At 74.7% G+C, this 12,253-nt stretch carries 9 protein-coding genes; 3 read left to right on the top strand and 6 right to left on the bottom strand.

All coding sequences use genetic code 11. The features are described from left to right. Nucleotides 1-10 precede the first annotated feature (10 nt). Complete coding sequence (locus tag JQN83_RS09160) at nt 11-2,011, bottom strand: acyltransferase family protein (RefSeq protein ID WP_208566636.1); 2,001 nt, start codon at nt 2,009-2,011, stop codon at nt 11-13. 100 nt (nt 2,012-2,111) lie between these two features. Next, nucleotides 2,112-2,291, bottom strand: a complete 180-nt coding sequence (locus JQN83_RS09155) for a hypothetical protein (RefSeq protein WP_204960481.1) — start codon at nt 2,289-2,291, stop codon at nt 2,112-2,114. Between the two features lie 370 nt (nt 2,292-2,661). Between JQN83_RS09155 and JQN83_RS09150 the strand changes: the two genes are divergently transcribed. Further along, on the top strand, nt 2,662-4,326 hold the full coding sequence (locus tag JQN83_RS09150; RefSeq protein WP_244252063.1) for an FAD-dependent oxidoreductase: 1,665 nt from the start codon (nt 2,662-2,664) through the stop codon (nt 4,324-4,326). Between the two features lie 787 nt (nt 4,327-5,113). Here the strand turns inward: JQN83_RS09150 and JQN83_RS09145 are convergent. The 3 genes from JQN83_RS09145 to JQN83_RS09135 are packed head-to-tail and all read right to left on the bottom strand — an operon-like array spanning nt 5,114 to nt 8,448. After that, nucleotides 5,114-6,184 carry a carboxymuconolactone decarboxylase family protein gene (locus JQN83_RS09145; RefSeq protein WP_307799112.1) on the bottom strand — a complete coding sequence of 357 codons (1,071 nt, stop codon included), beginning with the start codon at nt 6,182-6,184 and terminating at the stop codon, nt 5,114-5,116. 60 nt (nt 6,185-6,244) lie between these two features. Then, complete coding sequence (locus JQN83_RS09140; protein WP_208566634.1) at nt 6,245-7,882, bottom strand: FAD-dependent oxidoreductase; 1,638 nt, start codon at nt 7,880-7,882, stop codon at nt 6,245-6,247. Next, nucleotides 7,879-8,448, bottom strand: a complete 570-nt coding sequence (locus tag JQN83_RS09135; protein ID WP_372443991.1) for a DUF5987 family protein — start codon at nt 8,446-8,448, stop codon at nt 7,879-7,881. The genes JQN83_RS09140 and JQN83_RS09135 overlap by 4 nt, the downstream gene beginning before the upstream one ends. A 418-nt stretch (nt 8,449-8,866) precedes the next feature. Here JQN83_RS09135 and JQN83_RS09130 point away from each other — a divergent pair, with 418 nt between their 5' ends. Continuing rightward, a complete protein-coding gene (locus JQN83_RS09130; protein ID WP_208566632.1) occupies nt 8,867-9,862 on the top strand; it encodes a DUF1702 family protein in 996 nt (331 codons plus the stop codon). A gap of 59 nt (nt 9,863-9,921) precedes the next feature. Here the strand turns inward: JQN83_RS09130 and JQN83_RS09125 are convergent, their stop codons facing one another. Next, nucleotides 9,922-10,668 (bottom strand): TIGR03084 family metal-binding protein, encoded by a 747-nt coding sequence (locus JQN83_RS09125; RefSeq protein ID WP_244252128.1) that lies wholly within the window; start codon nt 10,666-10,668, stop codon nt 9,922-9,924. A 469-nt stretch (nt 10,669-11,137) separates the two neighbouring features. Here JQN83_RS09125 and JQN83_RS09120 point away from each other — a divergent pair, with 469 nt between their 5' ends. After that, nucleotides 11,138-12,193, top strand: a complete 1,056-nt coding sequence (locus tag JQN83_RS09120; protein ID WP_208566630.1) for a carboxymuconolactone decarboxylase family protein — start codon at nt 11,138-11,140, stop codon at nt 12,191-12,193. The last annotated feature ends 60 nt before the right edge of the window (nt 12,194-12,253 follow it).

Below are 12,253 nucleotides of genomic sequence, written 5' to 3'. Positions count from 1 at the left end.
AAAACGCCGGCTATGCCACGAGATGTTCCAACGAGCGGAGCAACTCGTCGAGGTCGTCGGTGACCACGGTCCCGTCCCGCCAGCGGGCCAACGGGTCCGTCCGTAGCGCCGCCCGCAGCCGCCCGGCCCGCTGCACCGTTGGCTCCGGGTCCGTCCCGTCCCCGGTGGCCCGGTGGGCCAGGGCCGCGTCGATCCGGTCCAACCGTGCCCCGGCCGTCTCCCACACCGCCTCCGCCGCCGTCACCACCTCGGCGATGCCCCGGAACAGCTCGTCCATCCGGGCCACCGCCGCCGCGACCGTCAACTCCACCCGGCCGTCGTCGGTGATCCGCCGCCGCGCCAGCGGCGGAGGCGGGCCGGTGACCACCACCGACGCCTGGTCGAGCAGGGCACTGACCCGGGCCAGCTCGGCCCCCGAAGGCTGGCCGGGGCCGGCGAACGGCCCGACCACCTCGTCGACCACCGCCGAGTAGGCGTGGTAGACGGTCCACAACTGCGCCAGATCCGCCCGCGCGGCGGCCCACCGGCGGGCCGACTCCCCGGTCAGCTCGGCGGCGGCCAGCAGGTGCCGGTCCAGGTGCCGTTCCAGGTCCACCAGGTTGGCCTGGATGGCGTCCCGGTCGGTGACCGCCGCCGCCACCGCCGCCCCGGCCTGCGGCGGGGACAGCACGTCGACGGTGGCTGCCGCCAGCAGCGGAGCCCGCAGCAGCGCCGGTGGTCGCGGCGTCGACCGTCGTCGCCGGGCCAGCGCGGCGTCCACCAGGGCGGCCAGCGGCTGCTCGAACAGCCGGTGGCTGAGCGTGGCCAGCAGCACCGCACCGAGCAGGGTCACCGTCTCCAACTCCCAGAACCCGGCCGTGCCGTACAGCTCGCGGATCGGGCGGACGGCGCCGCTGAACACCGCCCCCGGCTGGAGGTAGAAGTGCATCACCGCGAAGTGCCACAGGTAGACGCCGTAGGAGACCTTGCCGAGATGGACCACCGGGCGGGCGGTCAGCACCGCGTCCACCATCCGGGTCCGGGCCGCGCCCGGCGACACCAGCGGCAGCGACGCGAACAACCCGAACAGCGCCACCATCAGGTACGTCATGAACAGGCCACTGGTCGAGTAGATCGCGTCCATCCCGATCACACTGAACGGGCGGGCGCAGTTGACCAGGTAGACCGCGATCGCGGCGACCCAGAACAGCCCCGGGCGCAGCGCGGCGAACCGCAGCAGCCGGGGGGTGTCCCCGGGCGACACCTGCGACAACGCCAGCAGTACGGCCAGGCCGAGGCCGATGCCGATGGTCGGCGCGAACCCCTGCGGCCACCAGAACACCATCCGGTTGTCCCAGCCGTTGCCCTTGACGAAGAAGAGCCAACCGACACCGATGGCGATCAGCACCGGCACCGGCAGCAGCAGCCGTCGCGCCCGCGCCACCGGGGTCGCCCCCCGGGCGGCGAAGCGGTGGCTCGCCCAGGCGATCAGCGGCAGCGCCAGGTACCACTGCACCATGCTCGGCACCGTCCAGCTGACCTCCATCCCGTTGATGAAGTGCGGCGCGAACGGGCTCGGCGAGTAGATCTGCAACAGCAGCAGCGGGCGCAGCACGTACCAGGGGCCGTCGATGGCGTCCCGGTTCAACGCCACCAGCACCACCAGGTACATCAGGTAGTACGCCGGCAGCAGCCGCATCAGCCGGCGGACCATCGTCGCGCCCTGCGGCGGACGCGGCCGGCCCGCGATGATCGCCCGCGCCAACGGCAGGTAGAGGTAGAGCGCGGGCAGGACGAAGAACACCCCGATGAACGAGGGCAGCCCGCTGACGAAGAACGCGCCGAGGAAATTGCTCGGTGGTCGGGGCGTACCCAGCGCCTTGGTGCCCAACAGCCCGGAGAACATCGCCACGTGCACCGTCAGCAGCGCCAACGCCGCCAACCCGCGGATGCCGAAGATCGCCGGGTCCCGGTCACCGCCCGCCCTGCCCGCGGTGGCCGAGGCCCCGCCGTCCCTGGTCGTCACGCTCATCTACTCGTCCTTTCGGTCCGGCCGGCGGTGCGCCGACCGGAAGCCGGCCGGGACCCACGGCACGCGGGATGGTCGTCGCCGGCGTCCTGCGGGCCGGAGGTCAGCGGATGACGGACCGCACGAACCGCAGCGTCGTGCGCACCTCGGGGCTCTCCGCCAGCTCCACCGCCCGCTTCAGCTCGGGCACCCGGTCGAGGACCAGGTCCCGCAGCCGGCGCAGCTCGGCGGAGTTGATGCTGAAGGTCGTGGTCCCGTCCTCGTTCTCGGTCACCTGCGGCACGTGTCCGCCTCCTCGTCTCGGCCGTCCGCGCGGTGCCGGTGCCGGCACCGCGCCGCCGGGGCCGCGACTGTCGGCGGCACCCGTCGTACCCGGTTCGAGGATGGAACCGCCGAGGTGGGGGGTCATCTCCGAGCGTGCTCAGCCCCGGCGGGCCGACTCCGCCGGCCGGCCCGCGCCGTGCCGACCGGCGGGGCCGCCGCGGCACCGGTGACCGTCCGCATTGGGCACGTTCGAGGAAGTGCGGCACCCGCGTCCTCTGCTTCCATGGGCAGCACACCTGGCGAGCCGCACGCCCGGCGGTGTGCGCGGCGGGGCGCTTCCCGTCCCCGCCCCGCGTGGGCCGCCGACCGAGTTCAGGGAGGCACCGCAGATGGGCGACCACGTCGCAGCGAGCAGTACCGCGCGAAGCGGTGGGGTGACCGACCGGCTACGCGCCGTCTTCGGCGGTCGGCCGGCGGCCCCGGTGACGCCACGCATCCTGGGCGACCGGGCGGTGGTGGCCGGCGGCAGCATCGCCGGCACGCTGGCCGCCCGGGTGCTGTCCGACTGGTACCGCGAGGTCGTCGTCGTGGACCGCGACGAGGTGCTCGGGGTCACCGGCATGCGCAAGGGCGCGTCGCACGCCGTGCACGCGCACGGGCTGCACGCCCGGGGCTACCTGATCCTGTCCGACCTCTTCCCCGGCCTGCTCGACGACGCCAAGGAGTTGGGCCTGCCGGTACGCGACTTCGGGCTGATGCGCTGGTACTTCAACGCCCGCCCGATCGCCCGTACCGAGACCGGGCTGCTCTCCGTCGCCGGTAACCGGCCGGTGCTGGAGAACTACCTGCGCTCCCGGGTGGCCGGGCTGCCCAACGTGACCTACCGGCAGCACACCGACGTGCTGGGGCTGGTGGCCACCGGGGACCGGGGCCGGGTCACCGGAATCCGCATCCAGGAACGCACCCCGGGCAGCCCCGAGGAACGCCTCGACGCCGACCTGGTGGTCGACGCCACCGGCCGGGGGTCCCGGCTGCCCGTCTGGCTGACCGAGCTGGGCTACGAACGGCCGGTCGAGGAGCGGATGACGATCGGGCTGGCGTACACCACCCGCACCTACCGCAGACGGCCCGGCACCTTCGACGGCCCGGTGGCGATCAACCCGGTGGCCTCTCCCGAGCACCCCCGGGGGGCGTTCTTCGGGCAGACCGCCACCGGCGACTTCCGGCTCAGCCTCACCGGCATCCTCGGCGACCACCCACCGACCGACCCGGCGGGCTTCGAGGAGTACGTCCGGACCCTGCCGGTGGCCGACATCCACCAGGCGGTCCGCGACGCCGACCCGACCGGCGACGCGGTGTCGTTCACCTTCCCGGCCAGCGTCTGGCGGCACTACGAGCGGCTGTCCCGGTTCCCCGCCGGGCTGGCCGTGCTCGGCGACGCGGTGTGCAGCTTCAACCCGGTCTACGGCCAGGGGATGACGGCCGCGGCGATGCAGGTGACCGCGCTGCGCCGGTTCCTCGACCGGCAACCGGCCGCCGACGGCCGTTCCTACCTGCGGGACGTGGCGCGGCTGATGCGCCACCCGTGGCAGCTGTCCACCCGCACCGACCTGGACTTCCCCGGGGTGGGGCCGCGGTCGCTGCCGATCCGGCTGCACAACGCCTATCTGGTCCGCCTCCAGTACGCGATGACCAAGGACCCGGAGGTCACCCGGGCGTACATGCGGGTCGCCGGACTGGTCGACCCGCCGCGCACACTGTGGCGGCTGCCGCTGCTGGTGCGGGTGCTCCGCCTGGCCCGGGACATGCCGGCCACCTCCCCGGTCCCGTCACCCGCACCGGGTCTCTCGCCCGCACCGGTCCTGTCGGCCGCGCCGGATTCCTCACCCAAGCCGGTCCTGTCGCCTCCGTCGGGTGGCCCGTCCATGCCGGTCCCGTCGCCTGCGGCTGCCCCGGTGCCCTCGACGGGTGCCGCGTCGACGCCGCCGTCGGCCCCGTCGGCGGCCGGGGTGGAGGACGGCCCGGTGGACGCCGGGCAACGGTCGGGGTCCTGACCGGCCCAGGGACAGCAGCCGGAGCCGGCGCGGGAACCGGCTCCGGCTGCGCCCTGCCCGCCCACCCCGACCCGCGCCGAGCTGCCATAGGACGGGGCCGTTGCTCGAACTGCCCACCGAGACCGGGACGACGACGAGTGCCGTAAGACGGGCCAAGCGAGGTGAGGCGGTCATCCGGCGTGCCCGGACGGCATGGTGTGCCGGGAAGGTGTGACATGAGCCGGCCAGCGGGCCAGCCGGCCACTCGGTGTGCCGGGAAGGCATGGTGTGCCGGGAAGGTGTTATGCCTGAGCGTCATAAATATGACGGACAGGCATAACCGTTATCGGGGAAGGTAGTCCCCTCCGGGAGCCGCAACCCGCCCAGCTCGCCCCTGCCCAGCCTGACACCGCGCTCTGGTTCCGGCCGCGTGTCGGCTCCGCGCTACCTCTCGGCTCCACGCCGCACCCCGACCCACGGTCGGGGACCCAGCTGCGGGGCTGGTCCGAGGCGAGCGGGCGTGGGCCGAGGGCCAAGGCCGGGTGCGTGGGCCGAAGGTCAAAGCCGGGGTGCGTGGGCCGAAGGTCAAAGCCGGGGTGCGTGGGCCGAGGGTCAAAGCCGGGACCGGGCCGCAGCCAGGGCCGGAGGGCGTGAGCCGGGGCGTGGGCCAAAGCCGGGGCCGGGGGGGCGTGGGCCGGGGGGCGTGGGTCAAAGCCGGAGCCAGGGCCGGGGGCGTGGGCAGGGCGATCAGGTGCCGGAGGGTCGGAGCCGGGGGACCGAGGGCTCGGGCGGGGGCCGGGGCTGGGGGTCAGCTGGTCGGGTCCGGCACGTCCGGGACACCGGCCAGTGCCGGGCCGTAGCGGCGGGCCGCGGTCAGGGCCGCCCAGGCGGTGAGCGTCACCAGGGCGTCGTCGCCGGGGTGGTGCGCCCGGAAGTCCGCCACCACGGCGTCGCTGACCTGATAGGAGGCGAACGCGGTGAGCAGGGCGAGTCGTCCCGCCGGGCGCTCCACCGGGGACAGACCGGCGACGACGTCCTCCACCCAGGGGCGGGCGCTGATGCCGGTCGGACCGTCCTTCGGGTCGGCGCAGCGGGCGGCGACCAGCTCCCGTACCCCGGCGGGGACGACCTGCCGGCCGCCGTCCTCGATCGTGGCGTAACCACGGGCCAGCGCCTCGGCGAGCACCGTCGGACCGGCCCAGACCAGGTCGGCCGGGCGTGGGGCGGCCGGGAGCAACACCACCGCCGCCCCCGGCGGGCAGGGCCGGCGGGCCAGCGCCCCCATCACCCGGGCCGCCGTCCGCTGCACGACACCCCGGGCCACCGACGGGGTGTCGGGCAGCGGGGAGTCCCGCAGGAACACGTTGACCATCCGGTTCAGGTAGTGGAAGACCACCGCCACGCCGACCAGCTCCGGCAGCTGGTCCGGGGGTGCCGGCGGCGGCCCGGCCGGGCCGTGCGGGGACGGCCGCCGGGCCCAACGGGCCAACGGCCCCCACGGCCCGTCGTCGAGCCCCGCCACCGCCGGGCCGGCCCCGCCACCACCGGGTAGCAGTCCGACCAGGGCCGCCCCGTGCACGTCGACGCAGTACGGGCAGCGGTTCGCCGCGGAGACCGCCGCCGCCACCGCCTCCTTCGCCGGCCGGCCGGCCGGACCGGTGGCCACCAGGGTCTCCCGCAGCATCGTCCAGCTCGCCGCCAGCACCCGCGGGGCGGGGGAGTGCAGCGCCACCGGTGGCGCCAACATGCCGAAGTCCCGCTCGACCTGCCCGTACACCTGGGCGACGAGGCCGTCCGCCCGATGGGGGGCGACCGGGCGGACGTGCCGGACGTGGGCGAGCACGGTGCGCCGGGTGGCGCGGGCCAACAGGGTCGCCACGGTCATCCCCTTCCAGGTCGGGGCGGTCCCCCGGCCGGATGCCGGGGGACCGTGGTCGGGTCAGCGGGCCTGGAGCACGGCGCGGCGGCCGGCGGTCGCGCCGTCCGGCGCGGGAGCGCCGTAGGTGACCGCGACCCCACGTTCCCGGGCGGCCCGGACGATGCCCGGGACGGCCCGTTCGGCCAACGCGCTGATCGTCAGGGCCGGGTTGACGGTGAGGGCGCCGGGCACCGCAGACCCGTCGGTGACGAAGATGCCCGGGTGCCCGCGCAGCTCGTGCCGGTCGTCCAGGGCCGACGTCGCCGGGTCGTCACCGATGCGGCACGACGCCAGCGGGTGCACGGTGTACGCGCCCACCAGGTCGTTGGTCCACGGCATCACCTTCGCCAGGCCGTCGCGTTCGACGATGTCCTTGACGTCGGCGTCGGACAGGTTCCAGCCCCGCCACGTGTTGGCGGTGGGCTGGTAGCGCAGCGGGCCGTGCCCCAGCATCTGCTGGGAGAAGCGGTGCGCGTTGCCGGTCTCCGGCGGCGGGCCGAACACGCCCTCGTTGTCGTCCTCGGACATGGTGAAGACGGTCAGCCACGACTTGAAGTGCCGCATCAGCTCCTTCTTCTCCACCCCGAACCAGCTCGGGCCGGTCGCGTCGGGCACCTGGGCGAGGATGGTGCCCAGGCCGGGCGGGAAGTAGAGCTGCTCCAACGAGTACCGCTCGTACTCGGGCAGGTTGGCGTCGAGCTTGTCCCAGCTGGCCACCGTCGGCCCCCGGCCGATCTGGTACGCCTCGTAGGCGACCCCGTCGCCCCGGTCCAGGCCCAGTACCTCACGGACCCGGTCCTCGTCGAACACGGCGGTGTTGAGCCGTTCCCCGTTGCCGGAGAAGTAGCGGCCGACCGCCGACGGCATCTTGCCCAGCGTCGCCTCGGAGCGTTGCAGGATGACCGGGGTCGCCCCCGCGCCGGCCGCGACGATGACGATCTTCGCGTCGATGGTGCCGGCGTCGTGCAGGACGCGGTAGTCCTCGTCGTCGACGACCCGGTAGTGCACCCGGTAGCCGCCGTCGTCGGTGCGCGACAGGTGCTGCACCTCGTGCAGCGGCCGGATCGTCGCCCCGTGGGCCAGCGCCGCCGGTAGGTAGTTCAGCAGCAGCGACCGTTTGGCGTCGAACCGGCAGCCGGCCATCATCCAGTTGCAGTTGGTGCACTTGTCCAGGTCGATCGCCGACGGCACCGGGTTGGCGGTGCGACCCGCGTGGGCGCAGGCCGCCGCCCACAGCCCGCCGGGGTACGGCACCTGGTCCCAGCTCTGGCCGGTGACCGGCAGGGCCTCGACCACCCGGTCGTACCACGGGTCCAGGGTGTCCCGGTTGATCGCGGCCGGCCACATCCGCCGGCCGATCGAGCCCTGGCGTTCGAAGACGAACCGGGGCGCCCGGGGCATGGTGGCGAAGTAGACGACGCTGCCGCCGCCCACGCAGTTGCCGCTGAGCACGCTCATCCCGTCCCCGACGACGAAGTCGAACGCCCGGGTGTACGACGAACCCAGCTCGAAGTCGTGGTCGAAGTCCTGACCGGACAGCCACGGCCCGCGCTCCAGGATCACCACCTTCGCGCCCCCGGCGGCCAGGTGGTAGGCGGTGATCGCGCCACCGAAACCACTGCCGATGATCAGGACGTCGGTCTTCTCGGTGCTGCTCATGCCGGGCTCCCGGTGGGGGTGGTGTCGGGGTGCAGGGGGGCCAGGGGGCGGCCGTAGGAGTAGTTCGGGTAGCGCCACAACCCGTCGGCGTCCGGCCGGTGGTAGCCGATGTGCAGCAGGCCGGGGTGCCCGTCGGCGAGCGCCGCCACGGTCGGCAGGTGCGCCGCGCTGTCGAAGGCCATGTTGCTGAACAGCGCCAGGCCCACCCACATCTGCTTCTCCGGGTGCTCCGGGTCGGTCAGCCGGCGGACCAGCTCGGTGCGGTGCGCGAACGGCAGGGCCACGAACGCCGGCAGCGCCGGGTCCAGGGTGATCCCCTGCTCGGCGGCGTACTCGCCGGCGTGCATGTCGAGGGTGAGGGCCAGCCCGTCGAGCGAGTCGGCCAGGCCGCCGGCCGGCAACTCCAGCAGCTCCACCGCCCCGGCGGCGACCGCACCCCCACCGGGGGCGGCGCCGGCCACGGCCTGGTCGTCCGGGCTTCTCTTCTCGCCCGGAACAATGGTGTCGGCAAAGGCCTCGATGGTCATAGTCCGCGCTGTGTCTGCGTCGGTGGTACTGGACTGCACGGCGACGCCTCCTGTCCGGTGCGAAATTGTTCCGGGCGGTTCCGGGAATACTCTTTCCCCGCGTACACGACGGGTCGCGCGAATGTCGGTGCCGGCCGGTCGGTGGTGGAATCCGGGCACCGCCCCGCGCGATTCCGCTGCCGCACATCGTGCACGCATCGGGGGCACCGAAACACCTTCCGAAGTGCGGTGGGTGCCGGGACCCGACGCCGGTGCGGCCGGCACCCCCCGGTGACCCGCCACCGACGGTCCGGTCCACCCCGCCGTGCACCGTCCGGGTGGACACCTGCGCACGTCGGGAGAAGCGGGGAAACGGGTGCGGCCCGGACGATGAGTGCACCCGTGACCGGCGTGCGCCCCGAGGTGCCCCGGCGGGTCCCGACCGTTGCCGACTCCGGCGTTGCCCAGGGAGATGCCCATGCCGACCACCCTTGGTTCGATCCGCAGGCTGCTGCTCACCCCGTCGTTGGCCGAGGTGAGCTTCGCCCGGCGCGGCTTCCCCGTCGAGGAGTCGGCGGTCACCCGGCGGTTGGAGGCCATCCCGCAGACGGTGATCTGCGGGTTCGAGTGGGCGATCGACGCCCGCGACCAGTGGGAGGTGGAGCGTCGCCTGGAACTGGTCGACGTCGAGTTGCGCGGGTTCGCCTACGAGGGGGCGACGATGGCCTGCACGGTGCGTGACGCGATGGCCGGCGGACGTGGCCACCGGGCCCGGGACCTGCTGCGGGGCCGGGCCGAGCGGCACACCTTCCTCACCTACATCGGGATCGGCTTCGCGATGGCCCGGCTGCCCCGCCCGCTGTGGCGGCGGGTCCTGCCCGACCTGACCGGCATGCGGTACTACCCGACGATGAGCTGGCTGGCCGTCGACGGGTACGGCTTCGACCGGGCCTACTTCGACACCGACCGTTGGGTGGGTGGGCAGTACCGCCCGTCGCCGTACCCGTGGCAGGGGCACCCCGACTACTTCGCGCGCGCCTGCGACCAGGGCGTCGGCCGGGCGCTGTGGTTCATCCACGGTGCGCAGCCGACCCAGGTGGCGGCGGCCGTGCAGCGGTTCGACCGGTCCCGGCAGGCCGACCTGTGGAGCGGCGTCGGACTGGCGGCCACCTTCGCCGGTGGCTGTGACGCGGAGGGGTTGGCCCTGCTGGCCCGGCTCAGCGGCGTCGACCGCCCGCACCTCGGTCAGGGCGCGGTGTTCGCCGCGAAGGCCCGCGACTACTCGGGTCACATCCCCGGGCACACCGGGGTGGCGCTGCACGCCCTCGCCGGGATGACGGTGGAGCACGCCTCCGTGTTGGCCGACGAGGTCGCGGTGGACTCCGCCGCCGGGCCGGGCCTGCCGGCGTACGAGCTGTGGCGGGCCCGGGTGCGCGACCGGGTGCCGGTCGCCGACCCGGCGACCCCGGCCTGATCCGGTCGGCGCGCAGCCGGCGGCCCCCGTCCCGGCTCGGGACGGGGGCCGCCGGCCGGTCAGGCCCGGACGCTGTCGAACTGGCCCGGGGTGCGGCCGGGACCGGCCGGGCCCCGGTAGGCCTGCGCCAGGTCCAGCCAGCGGTCGGCTTCCGCCCCGACGGCGGTGAGCGCCAGGTCGGCGCGGTGCCGGCGGCGGGTGACGAGCAGGCACAGGTCGGCCGCCGGCCCGCTGATCCGCTCGGTGGCGTCCGCCGGCCCGAACTCCCAGACCGCGTCGCCGGACGGGGCGGTGATCTCGAAGCGGAACGCGACGTCCGGGGTGTCCAGCCCGCGCGCCTGGTAGCCGAAGTCCCAGGTGCGGACGGCGAAGTCGACCAGGTGCCGGAGCCGGTCGGTGCGTTCGGGGCGCAGCCCGAGCGCGTCGGCGATGTCCTGCCCGTGGCCGAACAGTTCCATCATGCCGGCGGCGGCCAGCACCGGCGCGGGCAGCGGCCGGACCAGCCAGGGCACCGTCTGCCCGGCCGGCACCGCGGCCAGGGCCTGCTCGGCGGTGGCCCGTTCCTCGCGCCACTTGGCCAGCAGCGCCGGTGGCGGTGCGGACAGGTACGGCGACAGGGCGGTCCGCACGTTGCGGTTGAAGTCGGGCCCGAACTGCCCGGCGAGCGCGACGAACCCCGCCGGGTCCGCCGCGGCCAGTCCCGCCAGCCGGAAGGTCGCCGCCAGGTGGGCGATCTGGTGGGCGACGGTCCACTCCGGCGCAGGGGTGTCCAGCGCCCACTGCGCCTCGTCGAGGTCGGCGACCATCCGGTCGACGGCGTCACCCTCCAGGCCCAGGTCGACGAAGACGTCGTTTTGTGCGCTCACGCGGCTGTCCTCTCGCTCGTCAGCAGTGGCGAGCGTGGCCCGGCGCGTCCGAGGGCGCCGGTTGCCACGCACGACGCCGATCCCGTCGCCGCCGCGTCGGGCGGCCGGTGGCCGGGCCCGCGCCGACGGCGTCACGTCAGCACCAGCAGCATGCGGGCCGGGCGTGGGCGCTGTCTTCTCTCGTCATGCGCTGCGGCCGGGCCGTACCCCGGTGTCACCGCGGTCACGGGCCGCGCCCGCGGTCGATGGTGGACCCGCGTCAACGGGACGCATCCGGGCCCGTGCGCCGGGTTGCGCACCGTGGAAGAACCGCCGGCCGGGCCGCGCGGCGCATGCTGACCACGATGGGCCCGGCCGTCGACGTCCGGCCAACCCCGGCACGCCGGCGGGCCCGCCAGGGGGAGGGACCATGGTCGCCGCACGGGTCGCGTCATCGGTGGTACGCCGCCAGGTCAGGTACGTCGCGCCGGTGCCGGCCGGCACCGCCCGGGGCCTGGTGGCCGAGGTGTACGCCCAGGCGCAGGACGAGCAGAAGCTGGTGGTTCCGCCGGTGCTGCTGCACTCCCCGGCGCCGCCGGTGCTCGCCGCGTACTGGATGTTGATGCGGGAGCCGCTGATCGCGGGCCGGGTGGTGGACCGGCGCACCAAGGAGGCGGTGGCCGCCGGGGTGTCCGTGGCCAACACCTGCCCGTACTGCGTGGACATGCACAGCATCAGCCTGTACGACCTGGCCACCGAGGACGACGCGGAGGCCGTCGCCGACGACCGGATGGCCGACCTGGGTGATCCGGTGGTGCGGGCGGTGGCCGGTTGGGCCCGGCAGGCCCACACCGGTGCGGTGGTCCCCCCGTTCCCGGCCGCCCACGGCCCGGAGCTGGTGGGCGTGGTGGTGGCCTTCCACTACCTGGCCCGGGTGGTCAACGTCTTCCTGCCCGACCATCTGCTGCCCGCCGGCCTGTCCGGTGCCGCCCGCCGCCGGTTCAAGCGGGCCGTCGGTCGGTTGCTGCGACCCACCCTGCGGGCCGCGCCCCGGCCGGGTCGGTCGCTGGCGTTGCTGCCGGTGGCGGCGTTGCCGCTCGACGCCGGGTGGGCCGCCGCCGATCCGGTGGTCGCCGGTGCGGCGGCCCGCGCCTACCGGGCGTTCGACCTGGCCGGTGCGGAGGCGGTGCCGGCGTCGGTACGGGCGCTGGTGCGCGACCGGCTCGACGGTTGGGACGGGCAGCCGCCGGGACCCGGTCGACGCTGGTGCGACGAGGCCGTCGGCGGGCTGCCGGAGCGGGACCGGGCGGCCGGTCGACTGGCGCTGCTGACCGCGTTCGCCTCCTACCTGGTCGACGACGAGGTGGTCGCGGGGTTCCGCCGGGTCGAGCCGACCGACCGGGCGCTGGTGCAGGCGGTGGCCTGGGCGGCGTACGCGGCGGCGCGGGAGGTCGGCCGACGCTGTGCCGGCCCCGCCACCCGATGACGTCGCCGATCAATTCCGGGGCCATCGGGTAATGCGCCGGTGGCGCACCTTTGAAGTAGA

It is taken from the genome of Micromonospora antibiotica, from assembly GCF_017599305.1.
GTDB lineage: Bacteria > Actinomycetota > Actinomycetes > Mycobacteriales > Micromonosporaceae > Micromonospora > Micromonospora antibiotica.
The sequence above is the reverse complement of the archived record's forward strand: the minus strand, read 5'-3'. Positions and strand labels throughout refer to the sequence as shown.